This is a genomic window from Streptomyces sp. NPDC002536 (genome assembly GCF_053594995.1).
This window is the reverse complement of record NZ_JBSFWU010000085.1, coordinates 19,407-34,571: the sequence shown is the minus strand read 5'-3', so window position 1 is coordinate 34,571 and position 15,165 is coordinate 19,407. Positions and strand designations below refer to the sequence as shown.

Here is a 15,165-nt window from a genome sequence, read left to right as displayed (position 1 = left end):
ACGGCGGCAGGCCGGCGCTCCGCTTGCGGGCATGCAGAGGAGGAGGCCGGCGCTTGAGGACCGGTGGCGGAGGGAGTGCGCCCGCAGTCGAGGTTCTCGGGGCTTCGCCCCGGACCCCTGGGGTGGTGCGTCGGCTGCGGGCCGTCGGTGGCTGGTCGCGCAGTTCCCCGCGCCCCTTACAGGGCGCAACTGGCTGGTCGCGCCCACGCGGCGGAGCCGCATATGTAAACAGCCCCGCGCCCCTGCCGGGCGCTAGGCCGCCCGGCAGGGGGAGCAGACGGCCGTCAAGTGGCCGGCCGACCTGTCGATGCAGGTGCTCAGCAGCTCCCGGACCTCGGAGAGGCGCCCCATCCAGTCGTCGAGGGCCAGTCCGCCCGCGGCCGTCGTCCGGTAGATCTTCCTGCTGGGCCCGGCGTCGGAGATGGCGCGCTCGTGGCTGATCAGACCTCGTTTCTCCAGGGACTTGAGACAGCGGTAGACGGTGCCGGGCGCCTCGGCGAAGTCCAGGTCGAGCTCGCGGAGCCGCTGGATGAGGTCGTAGCCGTGCCCGGGCCTCTCGTGGAGCAGTAACAGGACGGTGGGCTCGAGAAGATTGACCGTGTGGATCATGTATTCCCCCAATGTGCTTCGGCCCACGCAGCTCGACGCCGTTGACGGACGCGCGGATCCGCTCTGCATGCCCGACACTAGGCAGCGGTCAATGATCAGAGAAATGACGATCTCGTACCACCTATGCGTTCTGTGCATGAATATCGGAGAGCCCCGATTCCGCCCTGTTCCTGACGAGTTCCAGCAGGACCCGAGCCGCCGGCTCGACGGGGCCGGGGGCGGCGGTGGCGACGGCGATGCGCCGGCTGATCGCCGGCAGCACCTCGACGGACGCGACCCGGGGGGCCGAGGCGTCCGCCGTGCTGCGGGGGACGAGCGCGACGCCCAGCCCGTGGGCGACCAGGTCGATCAGGCCGGGCATGTGCTCGACCTGGCAGGTGACCTGCCGCTCGATGCCGACATGCGCGCAGGCCGTGTCGATGAGGGTGCGCAGGCTGGACAGTTCCCGGAAGTCGATGAAGGGCAAGGGGGCCAGGTCGCCCAGCTCCACCCGGTCACGCCGGGCCAGGGGATGGTCCGGAGCCGTCACGAGGACGACGCGGTCCTCGGCGATCGTCGACAGGATCACGTCCTCCCGGCGCTGTTGGAGGTCGCCGGTCACCAGCGCCAGATCGTAGGCATGGGTGCGGACGCCCTCGATGAGCTGTGCGGAGTCGCCCTGGACGAGCCGGAGTTCGACGCCGGGGTGAGCGGCGCGGAACTCCGCCAGCAGTGCGGGCACGTCCAGCGCCTCCAGCGTCTGGATCAGCCCGATGGTCACGCGGCCGCGCAGCAGCGCTCCGACCTCGGCGACCGCGGCCCGCGCCTCCGCGGCGGCCGCCTGCATCCTGCGTGCCGCGGGCAGCAGGGCCCGGCCGGCCGCGGTGATCTCCACGCGCCGGGTCGTCCGGACGAGCAACTGCTGTCCCAGCTCGCGCTCCAGGTTGCGGATCGACGAGGAGAGCGTGGACTGCGCCACGTGCAGACGCTGTGCGGCACGGGTGAAGTGCTGCTCCTGCGCCACGACGAGGAAGTGCTCTATCTGTCGCAACTCCACTGTTCGCTCCTGTCGATCGAACTCATTGAAACTATCCGTTGGACCTATCAATCATAGGGCGGCGAAGCTCAGTTGCGTCAGGAGTTCGAGACGGACGGTTCGAGACGGACGGAGAGACGCAACGATGAGTTCGGCGACGGACACGGCGGGCCGGGCGCCCGCGCGACCGGCCCATGCCGCCGACGGCCGCGGGCTGGTCACCGCCCTGGCGTGCCTGACGCTGGTGAGCGGCTTTCTGGACGCCGTGAGCTACATCGGCCTCGGCCACGTGTTCACGGCCAACATGACCGGCAACGTGGTGATCCTGGGCTTCGCCGCCGCGGGCACCGCCGGCTTCTCCATGGCGGCCTCGGCGGTCTCGCTCGGCGGGTTCCTCGCCGGCGCCGTGGTGGGCGGGCGCCTGGCGCTGCACCTGCGCTCGCGTCGGCACTGGGTCAGTGCGGCCCTGGCCGTGGAGGCGGCGGGCACGGTGCTCGCGACAGTGATCGCGGCCACGGTCTCGGTCGACGGCACCGGAGGGCGCTATGCGGTCATCGCCGCGCTCGCCCTGGCGATGGGGTGCCGCAACGCCACCGTGCGGCGGCTCGCCCTGCCCGACATGACGACCACGGTGCTCACCCTCACCATCACGGGGCTCGCGGCGGATTCCGGCCTGGCCGGCGGCGAGAACCCCCGCGTCGGACGGCGGGCCGGGGCCGTGGCGCTGATGCTCGTGGGCGCCTTCGCGGGGGCGTGGCTGCTGCGCCACTCGGGGATGACGACCTGCCTGGTGGTGGGCTCGGCGGCGGTGCTGGCCGTGCTCGTGGGCTATGCGGCCGCTGCACGACGGGAGGGGGCGGGCCGCGAGGGTGCAGGCGGTGCAGGCCGGAAATGACCTGCTATGTGTGAACTTGCAATAGCAAGCCAGCACTTACGCCCTTTGCGGGTGCCGAGGGAATCTTGACCCGCCGCGGAGGCCTCCCCGCCGGGAGGGCCGCGGCAGGCAGCATCGGTTCTCTCGGATTGGAAGAAACGTGACGCTCCTTCAGTCAGGTGCGGTCTCCCTCGACCGCACCGTCACCTTCGGTACCGCCGAATACCCCTTCCACGTGCGCAACGGCGAGGCGTCCTGGGAGGAGCTGAGCCGGCACCTGGCGGCCCTGCAGGCCGACCGCTTCGTGGTGGTGACCGACGACGGCGTCCCGGCGGCCCTCTCCGCCGAGGTGCAGAGCCGCCTGGGCGCCGTCGCCCCGACGCAGGTCCTGAGCGTTCCGGCCAGTGAGAAGGCCAAGACGATCGAGACCCTGGACCGGTTGGCGGAGAACGCGATCCGCGGCGGCGTGACCCGCAACTCGGTCGTCGTCGCCCTGGGCGGCGGCCTGGCCGGCAACGTCGCCGGCCTGATGGCGGCGCTCATCTTCCGCGGCCTGCGCCTGGTGCACATGCCGACCACCCTGCTGGGCATGTCGGATTCCGTGCTGTCCCTCAAGCAGGCGGTCAACTCCCGCGTCGGCAAGAACCACTTGGGCACCTTCCACGCGCCCGTACTGGTCTGGAACCACCTGGACTTCCTCGACACGCTGCCCGCGGCCGAGATCCGCTCCGCCCTCTGCGAGATGATCAAGAACGTGCTCGGGATCTGCCCCGACCGCTTCGACGACGTCGCCGCACGACTGCGCCCCGACGCCCGCTACACGCCGCAGACCCTCGCCGAGTTCATCGGCCTCTGCGTCGACGCGAAGACCGCCGTCATGCGCAACGACATGCGGGAGAAGCGCGAGGCCCTCGTGCTGGAGTACGGCCACACGGTCGGCCATGCGGCCGAGCTGCTCACCGGCGGCGCTCTGCGCCACGGCTTCGCCATCGGCGTCGGCATGCTCGTCGCCGCCCGGATCTCCGGCGAGCTCGGCCTCCTCGGCCCCGACGACGAGAAGGCGCACCGCATCCTCCTGGAGCTCAACGGCGCGCCCACGCAGCTGCCCGGCGAACTCGACGCCGACCGGCTGCTGGAGGCCGTCCGCCTGGACAACAAGCGCGGCTACGTGCCGGCGCGCCCCGGCACCGTCGACATGATCATCCTGGACGGGCTGGGCAGGCCGCACTGGGTCGGCGACAACGTCATCACCCAGATCGACGAGGCCGTCGTCCGCGCCGGCATCGAGGCGTACCTGCCCGAGGCGGGCAAGGGGGCCGCGCTGTGACCACCGCTCCCGTCGCCACGGCGCCCTTCGGCACCATCAGCAACGACATCTCCGGGCCCGCCGTCACCCGCTGCCAGCTCGGCGGAACCGGGGTCGCCCGCTGGAAGCAGCTCGTCAACGGCATGCACCTGGAAGGCCGGTGGAACTGCGTCGAGTACGTGACGCTGCTCCCGGGCGCCTCCATCGGCGAGCACCTCCACGCCCGTACCGAGGAGATCTACTACATCGTGACGGGACGCGCCGTCATGCACATCAACGGCGAACGGCTGGAGGTGGGCGAGGGCGACCTCATCACCACGCCGATCGGCGCGCGTCACACCATCGCCAACGCCGGCACCGGCGAGATGTCCTTCTACGTCACCGAGGTCTTTCCCGGAGAGGGAGCCGCGGCCGCCCCGCAGCACCTCCGCGTACGCGTCGCCCTGCGCGCCGTCACCGGCTTCCGCGGCACCGGCACGTCCCTGTCCGTCAACTCGGTGGATCTCGCACCGCACTTCACGGGCGACTGGCACTCCTTCCACGAGGTCGTGATCCCGCCCGGCGGCTCCCTCGGCCCGTACCGCATACCGGACCGGGTGGAGGTGCTGTTCGTCCTGGACGGCGAGGTCTCGGTCACCGTGCAGGAGGAAGTCCTCACCGGCGGCACCGGGTTCTGCATCGCCGTCCCGCACGGCAGCGAGCGCACCGTCGTCAACCGCTCCGCCGACAGGCCGCTGCGGCTGATCTCCACGGAGGTGTTCGCGCGATGAAGCTGGAGCTCGACGGCCGCGTCGCCGTCGTGACGGGAGCGGCCAGCGGCATCGGACGGGCCACCGCGCACGTCCTGGCACGGGAGGGCGCCGCACTCGCCCTCCTGGACCGGGACAAGGACCTCCTCTCCGACACGGCGGAGGAACTGCGCGACCTCGGCGCCGAGGTGAGCTCGGCGGCCGTGGACCTCTCGACGGCCGGTGGCGTCCGCGAGGGCATCCGGGAAGCGCTGGACCCCTTCCGGGGCCGGGTCGACGTCCTCGTGAACAACGTCGGGCAGTGCCTGGCCCGCGGCTTCGACGAACTGGACGACGAGGCCTGGCTCGCCACGTTCGAGGTCAACTTCCTCAGCGCCGTCCGCGCGGTCCGCGCCGTCCTGCCCGCCATGCGCGAACAGGGCAAGGGCTGCATCGTCACCAACGCCTCGGACCTGGCCCGCCAGCCCGAGGCGGCCCCCGCGGACTACCAGGTCTCCAAGGCCGGGCTGCTGAGCCTCACCAAGAGCCTGGCCCTGTCCGAAGGCCCGCACATTCGCGTCAACGCCGTGGCCCCCGGCCCCGTTTGGACTCCCCTGTGGGCCAGGCCCGGCGGATTCGCCGACACGCTCGGCGATCTGCACGAGCGCGAGCCCCGCGAAGCGGTCGAGCACGAACTCAAGGGCCGCCAGCTGCCCCTGCAGCGCATGGGCGAGCCGGACGAGGTCGCCCGCGTGATCGCCTTCCTCGCCTCGGACGCCGCCTCCTTCGTCACCGGCAGCATCTGGGGCGTCGACGGCGGCAGCATCCGCGGCATGCACTAGACGGATCGACAAGATCGACAAGAAGGAAACACTCGTGAGCGACACCGCATCCGCACCGGTCTCACAGCGGACCGTCTTCTACGCGCCCGGGGAGGGGCGGTCCCTGCGCATGGGATCCATGCCGCTCGTCTTCAAGGTCTCCGCCGACTGGACCGACGGCGCGTACGAGATGCACGAACAGCCCATCGCCCCCCGGGTGCTGGTCGCCCCGCACATCCACACCCACGAGGACCAGGTCAGCTATGTGACCGAGGGAGAGCTCGGATTCCTCGTCGGCGACGAGGAGTTCGTCGCCCCCGCCGGCAGCTGCATCTTCCGCCCCCGCGGCGTGGTGCACTCCCTGTGGAACCCGACCGACGCCCCGGCCCGCATGCTGGAACTCAGCTCCCCGGGTGCCGCCATCGAGCGGTACTTCGGCGAGTTCGGGGAGATGTCGGAGCGCGGCGCCACCGAGAGCGGTGCCGTGCAGGCCCTCGGTGCCCGCTACGGCATCACCTACCGCATGGACCTCGTGCCCGGCATCGAGAAGAAGTACGGCGTGCGGGCCGCCGGCGGATGGTGGTGCCAGTGACCGCAGGCCTGGCGACAGGCCTGTTCGTCCTGCGCCTGGTGTGCGGACTGCTCCTCGTCGCCCACGGACTGCACAAGGTCGTGCCGTTCGCGGGCGGCGGGGGACTGCAGGCCGGCGTCGCCGAGTTCGCGCACGCCCGCATGCGCGCACCGCTGCTCTGCCTCCTCGCGGCGAGCGCCGTGCAGCTGGGGTCGGGCGTGCTGCTGCTCCTCGGCCTGCTCACCCCGCTCGCCGCGGCGGGGCAGACCGGGGTCATGCTGGTGGCGGTCGGCGTCAAGCGCGGGCAGGGCTTCTGGTCCCAGGGCGGGGGATACGAGTACCCCCTCGTCCTCGCCGCCCTGGGAGCCGTCCCGGCCCTCACCGGGCCGGGGCGCCTGGCCCTCGACCCCGTCGTCGGCTGGAACGGCGGCACCGCGTACGGGCCGCTGTTCCTCGGCGTCGGGGTCGTGGCCGGCTGCGCCGCGCTGCCCCTGCTCAGGGGCGGTTCCTCCGCGCCAGCCGGAGGGTGACGACCTCGAACGGGCGCAGGGCGAGGCGGACGGTCCCGCCCGCCGTCTCCGCCGGCGCCGTCGGCCGCTCCAGCAGGTCGCAGTACGCCACCGTGCCCAGCGGGAAGTCGACGGCGAGGCGGGACCGCGCCCGGCCGCCCAGCGACTCGTAGAGGCGGACGACGACGTCACCGCTCCCGTCGTCCGCCAGCTTCACCGCCGACACGGCCACCGCACTCTTGCCGCCCTCCTCCAGCCGTACCAGCGGCGGCACTTCGTCCGTCCCCGGCACCCGGCGCTCGGGCAGATTGATCGCGTACCCCTCGCGCACCGCGTCCGCGACGGTCGCGCCCGGCACCAGCGCGTAGCGGAAGCGGTGCACCCCCTGGTCGGTGCGCGGGTCCGGGAAGCGCGGTGCGCGCAGCAGCGAGAGCCGCACCGTCGTGGTGGTCCCGGTGCCCGCTCCACGCTCCGTGCGGCTCACGTCGTAGCCGTACGTCGAGTCGTTGACCAGCGCCACACCCCAGCCCGGCTCCTCCAGGTGGACGAACCGGTGCGCGCAGGCCTCGAACTTGGCCGCGTCCCAGCTGGTGTTGGTGTGCGTGGGCCGGTACAGGTGGCCGAACTGGGTCTCGGCGGCGATCCGCTCGGCATGCACGTCCAGAGGGAAGGCGGCCTTGAGGAACTTCTCCGTCTCGTGCCAGTCGACCTCCGTCTCCACCTCCACCCGGCGTGCCCCGGCCGGCAGACTGATCCTCTGCTCGACGCGGGAGTTCCCGAAGGCCCGGACGACGCGCACGCTCCCGTCGTCCGAAGCCTGGAGCGTCTCGGTGTCCGTCAGGTCGGTCACCGTGTTCCGGTAGAAGTGGTCGACGTCCCAGGCGTCCCACATGTTCGGGAAGTCCTGGTGCAGTTGCAGCAGGTTGGCCGCCGCGCCCGGGGCGATCGTCTCCCGGTCCGCGGCCGGGTCGTACACCGAGACCACGAGCCCGCGCCCGTCGATCCCCACCCGCAGCAGGCCGTTGTCCAGCACGAAGCCGCCGCCCTCGCGCGGCCGCACGGCGGCCGGCATCGGGGCGGGACCCCGGGGCACCGCGCCGAGTGCCGCGACGCCGCCGCGCGCGTGCGGTGCCGCGTTGAAGACCACCGTCCCGCCGGACGAGCCGTCACCGGCCAGCGCCGCCAGCGCGTCCGCGATCAGCCCCTCCAGCTCCCGCGCCACGGCGGCATACGTCTCCGCGGCCTCGCGGTGCACCCACGCGATCGACGTGCCCGGCAGGATGTCGTGGAACTGGTGCAGCAGCACGGTCTTCCACAGCCGGTCCAACTGCCCGTACGGATACGGGAATCCGGTCCGCACCGCCGCCGTCGCCGCCCACAGCTCCGCCTCGCGCAGCAGGTGTTCCGAGCGCCGGTTGCCCTGCTTGGTGCGGGCCTGACTGGTGAGCGTCGCCCGGTGCAGCTCCAGGTACAGCTCGCCCGCCCACACGGGTGCGTCCGGGTACTCCGCGTGCGCCTTCTCGAAGAACGCCGACGGCTTCTCGAAGCCGACCCGCGCCGAACCCTCCAGATCCGCCAGCCGCTTCGCCCGCGCCAGCATCTCCCGCGTCGTGCCGCCACCACCGTCGCCCCAGCCGGTCGGTGCGAGCGAGCGCGTCGCACCGCCCTTCTCCTGGAAGTTGCGCACTGCATGCGCCACCTCCCGGCCCGACAGCTGGGCGTTGTAGGTGTCGATCGGCGGGAAGTGGGTGAACACCCGGGTGCCGTCGAGCCCCTCCCACCAGAAGGTGTGGTGCGGGAACTTGTTGGTCCGGCTCCAGGAGATCTTCTGCGTCAGGAACCACTTCGACCCCGACAGCCGCACCAGCTGCGGCAGCGCGGCCGAGTAGCCGAACGAGTCCGGCAGCCACACCTCCTCCGTCTCGATCCCGAACTCCTCCAGGAAGAACCGCTTCCCGTGCACGAACTGCCGCGCCAGCGCCTCCGCCCCCGGCATGTTCGTGTCCGACTCCACCCACATGCCCCCGACCGGCACGAAGCGCCCCTCCGCGACGGCCTTCTTCACGCGCGCGTACACCTCGGGACGGTGCTCCTTGACCCAGGCGAACTGCTGCGCCTGCGACATCGCGTAGACGAACTCCGGCTCGTCCTCCAGCAGCGCCGTCATGTTCGCGGTCGTACGGGCCACCTTGCGCACCGTCTCGCGCAGCGGCCACAGCCACGCCGAGTCGATGTGGGCGTGCCCCACGGCACTCAGGCGGTGCGCGGAAGCGTGCGCGGGGGAGGACAGCACACCCGCGAGCGCCTCGCGCGCCCGGGCCGCCGTGCCGCCGATGTCCTGGAGATCGACCGCGTCCAGGGCGCTCTCGACGGCCCGCAGGATCTCCCAGCGGCGCGGCCCGTCCTCCGGCAGCTCGTGCATCAGCCCGTCCAGCACCTCCAGATCCTGGACGAGCTCCCACACCGTGCGGTCGAGGACGGCCAGGTCCATCCGGGCCAGCCGGTAGCGGGGTGCGTCACCGGCCGTCTCGCGGTCGCCCAGCTCGGTGGGGGTGAACGGGTGGTAGTCGAGGATCACGGGGTTGGACGAGGCCTCGATGTGCAGCAGCACCGGCTCGCCGCCGCGGGCCCGGTCGCTGATGCGCACCCACTGGTTGCGCGGGTTGAGACCTTTGACGGGGGAGCCGTCCGGCCGGTAGACGAGCCCCTCGCACTGGAAGCCCGGCATGTTGTCGTCGAAGCCCAGGTCGAGCAGGGCCTCCACGGTACGGCCCGCCCACTCCTGCGGCACGGCCCCCGACACCGTGAACCAGCTGGTGCCCCAGGGCGGTCCCCAGGCGGCCCCCGCCGCGACGGGCGTACGCGGGGCCGCCAGACCCTCGGCGACGGGGACGGGCTCGCCCGGGGCGTTCCAGACGGACACGTCCAGCGGCACCGACTCGGGATAGACGGCGGGGCGGATGCGTTCGTCCAGAACCCGCTTGAGACGGGCTTCGGTGATGCTGCGGTCGTTGTGCATCGAGTGTCCTTACCGAGCGAGAGGTCGGCCAGTGATGTAGGCATGCCCACGGGTGCGGCGCACTATCAGCCCGTCTGGGGGCACCTCCCAGCGTTAGCTGGGGGAGTTTGAGGACGAGCGGCGAAGCCGCGACACCCCTCACACATCCCCCACCGCCACCACATCCGTAATCCCCCGCCCCGCCAAGTACTCCGCATCTCCGGCCCGCTGGGCCAGCACCGAAGCCGGCCGCCCACCGCCGGAGGCAATCCGCATCCACGCCTCGAAATACGCCCCACCGGGCGCACACTGCGCCCGCAACGGTGCCCCCTCCACATCCCCCGCATCCAGCACCAGCCCGACCCTCCGCAGCGCAGCCGCACGGCGTGGTCGCGCCGCCCACCGTGCCACCACCTCCCCGGCCGGTTTGACCCGCCGGTCATGGGTCAACAACCCCAACCCGTACTCCAGTTCGGGGAAGTCCGCCAGCCCCCGGTCCACGTCGTGCGAGCACCACCACGTGATGCCCCACAGATCCGGACAGTCCAGCGCAGCGGCCACGGTCGCGTCCGTGAACGCCGCCGCCCGCTCGGGCGGGACGTGCGGCGCTGGCGCGCCGACCTCCTGCAGCCACACCGGACGGTGCACGTCCTCGGCCCAGGCCTTCGACAGCTCGATCAGATAGGCCGCGTGCTGCTCCGTGGGCACGCCATCGTGCCCGTGCCGCTGTGCCGTGCCGTCGAACACCCAGGAGTGCACGGCCGTCATGGCCCCGATCCGGGCCGAATGGGCAGGCGTGAAGGGATGGCCGCCGTCGTACCAGGCGACGTCGTACGAGGCGTGCACGTGCGCCCGCCCGGGCGCACCCTTCTCGCACGCGTCCAGCATCCGCCGCAGCCACCGCCCGGCCTGTTCGCGGTCGATCCGGTCGGGGTCCGGATGCGGCGCTCCGGAGAACTGGTTGACCTCGTTGCCGACCGTCATGCCGAGGAAGTGCGGCCGGCCGGACAGCGCGGAGGCGAGGGCGGACAGGTAGGCGGCCTGCGCCTCGACGACGTCCGGGTCGGTGAAGATGTTCCGCCGGTGCCAGGTGGTGGTCCAGGACGGGACGAAGTCGAAGCTGGACAGGTGCCCCTGCAGCCCGTCCACGGCGACGTCCAGGCCTCGCTCCCCGGCCGCGTCCACGAGCTGCACCAGCTGCTCGATCGCGCGCGGCCGCACGAGGGTGCGGTTGGGCTGGAAGACGGGCCAGAGCGGGAAGACACGGAGGTGGTCCAGGCCGAGGGCGGCCAGGGAGTCGAGATCGGCCCGGATCTCGTCGAGGTCGAAGTCCAGCCAGTGGTGGAACCACCCATTGGTCGGCGTGTAGTTGACGCCGAAGCGCGGAGCGGAAGAAGACATGCAGTGACCTCTCCGTGAGAAGGATCAGCCTGTGGACCGGCTTTCGGATCAGCCCTTGACGGCGCCTTCGCCGACGCCGCGGAAGAAGTACCGCTGGAGGCAGGCGAACATCGCCAGCAGCGGTGCGACCGCGATGACGGTTCCGGCGGCCACCAGCCGTGGGTTCTGCTGGAACGTGCCGTGCAGGAAGTTCAGTCCGACGGTCAGGGTGAAGCGGTCCGGGTCGGAGAGGACGACCAGCGGCCACAGGAAGTCGTCCCACGCCCCCATGAAGGCGAAGATCGCGACGACGGCGAGCGTCCCGCGCACCGACGGCAGCGCGATCCGCACGAACCGCTGCCACACGTTCGCCCCGTCGATGACGGCCGCCTCCTCGGTCTCGTACGGCAGGGCGGCGAATGCGTTGCGCATCAGCAGCACGTTCAGCGCCCCGACGGAGCCGGGCAGCACGACGGCGGTGAGGGTGTTGTTGAGGTGCAGGTCCCGGACCATGGTGAACTGCGCGATGACGACGGACTCGACGGGCACCAGCAGCGCCATGACGAACGCGAGCCCCGCAACGCCGCGGCCCCGGAAGCGCAGCCGGGCGAGTGCGTACCCGGCCATGGAGGCGCCGACGAGGTTGGTCAGCACACTGGCGGCCGCCACCTTCAGGGAGTTCAGGGCGTAGTCCCAGACCGGGATGATGTCCGCGACCTCGGCGTAGTTGTGCAGGGTCGGGTGCGCGGGCAGGAAGCGCGGGGGAGAGGTGTAGATGTCCTCGGTGGTGCCCTTGAGGGAGGTGGACAGCTGCCAGAGGAACGGGCCGACGGAGACGGCCAGCACGGCGAGCATGAGCACATAGCGCAGCGCCTTCTCCCAGCCGGGCATCCGGTGCCTCATGCGCGCTCCTCCCTGCGGTCGGCGCGCAGCACCAGCAGCATCAGCACCAGCGTGACGGCGAAGACGACGAGGGAGAGGGCGGAGGAGTAGCCGGTGCGGCCGTTGAGGCCGGTGCCGGTGCGCTGCACCAGCATCACGAGGGTGGTGTCCTGCCCGGCCGGACCGCCGGTCGGCCCGGCCATCAGGTAGACCTCCGAGAAGACCTTGAACGCCGCCACGGACGAGAGCGCGCCGACCAGCACCATGGTCGAGCGGACGGCGGGGACAGTGATGCTGACGAACCGGCGCAGCGCCCCGGCCCCGTCGACGGCGGCCGCCTCGTGCAGTTCGCGGGGGACGTTCGCGAGCGCGGCGAGATAGACGACCATGTAGTAGCCCAGGCCCTTCCACACCGTCAGTGCCATGGCGCTGAACAGCAACAGCCATGAGCTGCCGAGGAAGTCGACCGGTCCCGCACCGAGCAGCTGCAGGAGGCCGTTGATCAGCCCGCGGTCGTCGAGCATCCACACCCAGATGAGGGCCACCACGACCACGGAGGCCACGACCGGTGTGTAGAAGGCCGAACGGAAGAAGGCGACACCGGGGATCTGCTTCTGCACCAGCAGCGCGAGCAGCAGCGGCAGCAGGACCGTGAACGGGACGACGAGCACGACGTACAGGGCGCTGTTGCGCAGGGCCACCCAGAACTGCTCGTTGTGGAGCATGTCTTGGAAGTTCTCCAGCCCGGTCCACCGGCCGGGGGCGAGGGTGCGCGCATCGGTGAACGCCTTGCCGAGGGTGGTGAGGAAGGGATAGAGGCTGAAGGCGGCGACGACGGCGAGGCCGGGCAGCAGGAAGAGCCATGGGCTGACGGCCCGGTGGGTGCGGACGCGCTGCGGGGACGACTGCACTGTCATCAGCTCTGCTTGAGGAGCTTGTTGCTCTGCGCCACGGCGTCGTCGAGCGCCTGCTGCGGGGACTTCTTTCCCTGGAGCGCCTTGGCGACCTCGTTCTTCAGAATCGTCTTCATCTCGTCGCTCATCACGACGGGCGTGTAATTCACCGCACCCTTCAGCATCTTCGCGGAGGCCACCCGGACCCGCCCCTCGTCGGTGCCGTCGTCCCGCGTCCAGTACGGGTCCTCCAGCGAGCCCTTCGTGCTCGGGAAGACGGCCACCTTGTGGGCGAACTCCTCCTGGTTCTTCCGGTCGGTGACGAAGTGGGCGAAGGCGATGGCGGCCGCCTTGTGCTTGCTGTGCTGCGCGACCGCGAGGCCCATCACGTACATGTTGGGCTTTCCGTTGTTGTTGGGGGCGTCCGTGATGCCCAGATTCCTGTACAGGCTCGGGGCGTTCTGCTTGAACGTGCCGAGGTCGTGGGCGCTTCCGGGATTGATGGCGACCTTCTGCTCCAGGAATTTCTGACCGGCCCTTTCCGGGGTGCTGTTGAGCGCCTGCGGATCGAGGCCGCCGTTGCGGTACAGCTCCCGGTACCGGGTGAGGAGTTCGACGCCTTTCGGTTCGTTGTAGGTGAAGGCCGTGGCATCGCCGTCGGTGAGGCGCACCCCGTAGCGGCCGAAGTCCTCGATGGTCGGGCTGCTCGCCAGCGTGGCGATCTTCCCGCCCGACTGCCGGGAGATCCGGGCGGCGCAGTCGAACAGCTCGGTGTAGCTCTTCGGCGGCTTCGCGGGATCCAGGCCGGCCCGCTCGAACAGCTCCTTGTTGTAGAAGAGCGGCCCGGTGTTGAGATACCAGGGGAAGGCGTACGTGCCACCCAGGCCGGGCAGTTCGTTGCCCTTCCACGCCTCGGGTGTGTATTCCCCCTTGAAGGCCGCTGCGACCTTCTCCCGGTCCAGGTCGACGAGGAGTCCCGCCTTGGCGAGGGGATGTGCGAGGTCGGGCGAGACGTTCACGACGTCCGGCAGCGTGCCGCCGCCCGCGTCGGCGCTGAGCTTCTCCGCGTAGTTCTCCGCGGGCTGGTCCAGCCAGCGGACCGTGACGCCCGGGTGCGCCTTTTCGAACTCCTTGACCAGGCCCTCGAAATAGTCCTTGAAACCGGCCCGCAGATTCCAGGTCTGGAAGCTGATGCCGCCCTCGACCTTGCCGGCCGCGTCGGACCCCCCTCCGCCGCCGGATCCGCCGGATCCGCAGGAGGTGAGCGTGAGCGCGGTGGCCAGGAGAACTGCAGCGGCGGGCACGGCTCTGCGGGATGCGGTCATGGCCGACGGGGCTCCTTCGATCCGGTGAACGGGCCGGGAGGTGCGGTCAAAAGGTGCACCCGGAAGGGGAGTTGCGTCAATACTTCCGCCGAGGACTAATGCGCTTTAGTGTGAATGCCGCCCCAGTGTCGCCCCAGTGTCGATCCAGTGTCGCTCCAGCGCTCCGGCGCTCAGGAAGGCAGCAGCAGCCATGCGCCGCACCCCGGCCCGCCGCCCGACGATCAAGGACATCGCCCGCCGCGCCGGCGTCTCCGAGAGCGCCGTCTCCTTCGCCCTCAACGGCCGCCCGGGGGTCTCCGAGGCGACCCGCATGCGGGTGCGCCGCGTCGCCGAACAGCTCGGCTGGCAGCCCAGCGCCGCCGCCCGGGCCCTGTCCGGCGAGGGCGCCGCCACCGTCGGCCTCGTCCTGGCGCGGCCCGCTCGCACGCTGGGCGTCGAGTCCTTCTTCCTCCGGCTGGTCTCCGGAGTGCAGGAGGTCCTCTCGGCCCACGGCCTGGGGCTGCTGTTCCAGGTCGTGGAGGACGTGACGGCCGAGTGCGCGGTCCACCGCCGCTGGTGGGCCGAGCACCGCGTGGACGGCGTGCTCGTCGTCGACCCGCGCGCGGCCGACCCCCGCCCCGCGCTGCTGGACGAACTCGGCCTGCCCGCCGTGCTCGTCGGCGCACCGGACGACGCGGCGCAGCCGCTCCCGGAGCACGGAGCGATCTCCACCCTCTGGGCCGACGACACCGGGGCGATGGCCTCCGTCGTCGGTCACCTCCACGCGCTCGGCCACCGCCGCATCACGCACATCGCCGGCCTCCCCGAACTCGCCCACACCCGGCGCCGGATGGCCGGCCTGCGGGCCGAGGCCGAGCGCCGCGGCCTGTCCGAGGTGCGGTCGGTGACCACCGACTACTCCGACACCGAGGGCGCCGAGGCCACCCACCGGGTGCTGGCCGCGCCGCGGCCGCCGACCGCGCTCGTCTACGACAACGACGTCATGGCCGTGGCCGGCCTGGCCGTCGCCGCCGAGCGCGGCGTGCCCGTACCCGGCAGGCTGTCCATCGTCGCCTGGGACGACTCCGTGCTCTGCCGCAGCACCCACCCCGCGCTCACCGCACTCGCACGCGACACCGCGGCCTTCGGCCGGCATGCGGCCGAGGAGCTCGTCGCCCTCCTCGCCGGCGGCCCGGCCCGCCGGGTGCAGGACGTGACGCCGCGCCTGGTGGCCCGGGACTCCACGGCACCGCCGGGGAGTTGAGGGGCCCGGGG

The 15,165-nt window shown here is 71.5% G+C and carries 14 protein-coding genes; 7 read left to right on the top strand and 7 right to left on the bottom strand.

What is annotated here, in order from left to right; all coding sequences use genetic code 11:
- Positions 1–252: 252 nt before the first annotated feature.
- A complete protein-coding gene (locus ACWD4B_RS26320) occupies positions 253–609 on the bottom strand; it encodes a PadR family transcriptional regulator (protein WP_451423081.1) in 357 nt (118 codons plus the stop codon).
- Positions 610–730: 121 nt separating this feature from the next.
- Positions 731–1,645: a LysR family transcriptional regulator gene (locus ACWD4B_RS26315; protein ID WP_451423080.1), complete on the bottom strand. Its 915-nt coding sequence runs from the start codon at positions 1,643–1,645 to the stop codon at positions 731–733.
- Positions 1,646–1,769: 124 nt separating this feature from the next.
- On the opposite strand from ACWD4B_RS26315, the gene ACWD4B_RS26310 reads away from it, so the two are divergent.
- From ACWD4B_RS26310 to ACWD4B_RS26285, 6 genes are all read left to right on the top strand, one after another.
- Positions 1,770–2,519, top strand: a complete 750-nt coding sequence (locus ACWD4B_RS26310) for a YoaK family protein (protein ID WP_451423079.1) — start codon at positions 1,770–1,772, stop codon at positions 2,517–2,519.
- 139 nt (positions 2,520–2,658) lie between these two features.
- Positions 2,659–3,825 (top strand): 2-deoxy-scyllo-inosose synthase, encoded by a 1,167-nt coding sequence (locus tag ACWD4B_RS26305; RefSeq protein WP_451423078.1) that lies wholly within the window; start codon positions 2,659–2,661, stop codon positions 3,823–3,825.
- On the top strand, positions 3,822–4,574 hold the full coding sequence (locus ACWD4B_RS26300; protein WP_451423077.1) for a cupin domain-containing protein: 753 nt from the start codon (positions 3,822–3,824) through the stop codon (positions 4,572–4,574). The genes ACWD4B_RS26305 and ACWD4B_RS26300 overlap by 4 nt, the downstream gene beginning before the upstream one ends.
- Positions 4,571–5,374 (top strand): SDR family NAD(P)-dependent oxidoreductase, encoded by an 804-nt coding sequence (locus ACWD4B_RS26295; protein ID WP_451423076.1) that lies wholly within the window; start codon positions 4,571–4,573, stop codon positions 5,372–5,374. Before ACWD4B_RS26300 ends, ACWD4B_RS26295 begins: the two co-directional genes overlap by 4 nt.
- A gap of 34 nt (positions 5,375–5,408) precedes the next feature.
- Positions 5,409–5,945, top strand: a complete 537-nt coding sequence (locus ACWD4B_RS26290) for a cupin domain-containing protein (RefSeq protein ID WP_451423075.1) — start codon at positions 5,409–5,411, stop codon at positions 5,943–5,945.
- Entirely contained in the window at positions 5,942–6,454 is a 513-nt protein-coding gene (locus ACWD4B_RS26285) for a DoxX family protein (protein WP_451423074.1), read from the top strand. Before ACWD4B_RS26290 ends, ACWD4B_RS26285 begins: the two co-directional genes overlap by 4 nt.
- On the opposite strand, the gene ACWD4B_RS26280 is transcribed toward ACWD4B_RS26285, so the two are convergent.
- The 5 genes from ACWD4B_RS26280 to ACWD4B_RS26260 form a co-directional block, all read right to left on the bottom strand.
- On the bottom strand, positions 6,420–9,452 hold the full coding sequence (locus ACWD4B_RS26280) for an alpha-mannosidase (protein WP_451423073.1): 3,033 nt from the start codon (positions 9,450–9,452) through the stop codon (positions 6,420–6,422). The two genes, ACWD4B_RS26285 and ACWD4B_RS26280, sit on opposite strands and share 35 nt — an antisense overlap.
- Positions 9,453–9,590: 138 nt before the next feature.
- Positions 9,591–10,832 (bottom strand): glycoside hydrolase 5 family protein, encoded by a 1,242-nt coding sequence (locus tag ACWD4B_RS26275; protein ID WP_451423072.1) that lies wholly within the window; start codon positions 10,830–10,832, stop codon positions 9,591–9,593.
- 48 nt (positions 10,833–10,880) lie between these two features.
- Positions 10,881–11,714 carry a carbohydrate ABC transporter permease gene (locus ACWD4B_RS26270; RefSeq protein WP_451423071.1) on the bottom strand — a complete coding sequence of 278 codons (834 nt, stop codon included), beginning with the start codon at positions 11,712–11,714 and terminating at the stop codon, positions 10,881–10,883.
- Positions 11,711–12,610 (bottom strand): carbohydrate ABC transporter permease, encoded by a 900-nt coding sequence (locus ACWD4B_RS26265; protein ID WP_451423070.1) that lies wholly within the window; start codon positions 12,608–12,610, stop codon positions 11,711–11,713. The genes ACWD4B_RS26270 and ACWD4B_RS26265 overlap by 4 nt, the downstream gene beginning before the upstream one ends.
- Positions 12,610–13,911: an ABC transporter substrate-binding protein gene (locus ACWD4B_RS26260; RefSeq protein WP_451423069.1), complete on the bottom strand. Its 1,302-nt coding sequence runs from the start codon at positions 13,909–13,911 to the stop codon at positions 12,610–12,612. Before ACWD4B_RS26260 ends, ACWD4B_RS26265 begins: the two co-directional genes overlap by 1 nt.
- Positions 13,912–14,101: 190 nt before the next feature.
- Between ACWD4B_RS26260 and ACWD4B_RS26255 the strand changes: the two genes are divergently transcribed.
- Positions 14,102–15,154, top strand: coding sequence for a LacI family DNA-binding transcriptional regulator (locus ACWD4B_RS26255; protein WP_451423068.1), 1,053 nt, complete (start codon positions 14,102–14,104; stop codon positions 15,152–15,154).
- The last annotated feature ends 11 nt before the right edge of the window (positions 15,155–15,165 follow it).

Bases quoted from the DNA above. Each gene is read 5' to 3' on its own strand.
- ACWD4B_RS26260 (WP_451423069.1), bottom strand. From the start codon at position 13,911: ATGACCGCATCCCGCAGAGCCGTGCCCGCCGCTGCAGTTCTCCTGGCC.
- ACWD4B_RS26265 (WP_451423070.1), bottom strand. From the start codon at position 12,610: ATGACAGTGCAGTCGTCCCCGCAGCGCGTCCGCACCCACCGGGCCGTC.
- ACWD4B_RS26295 (WP_451423076.1), top strand. From the start codon at position 4,571: ATGAAGCTGGAGCTCGACGGCCGCGTCGCCGTCGTGACGGGAGCGGCC.
- ACWD4B_RS26270 (WP_451423071.1), bottom strand. From the start codon at position 11,714: ATGAGGCACCGGATGCCCGGCTGGGAGAAGGCGCTGCGCTATGTGCTC.
- ACWD4B_RS26310 (WP_451423079.1), top strand. From the start codon at position 1,770: ATGAGTTCGGCGACGGACACGGCGGGCCGGGCGCCCGCGCGACCGGCC.
- ACWD4B_RS26275 (WP_451423072.1), bottom strand. From the start codon at position 10,832: ATGTCTTCTTCCGCTCCGCGCTTCGGCGTCAACTACACGCCGACCAAT.
- ACWD4B_RS26320 (WP_451423081.1), bottom strand. From the start codon at position 609: ATGATCCACACGGTCAATCTTCTCGAGCCCACCGTCCTGTTACTGCTC.
- ACWD4B_RS26255 (WP_451423068.1), top strand. From the start codon at position 14,102: ATGCGCCGCACCCCGGCCCGCCGCCCGACGATCAAGGACATCGCCCGC.
- ACWD4B_RS26280 (WP_451423073.1), bottom strand. From the start codon at position 9,452: ATGCACAACGACCGCAGCATCACCGAAGCCCGTCTCAAGCGGGTTCTG.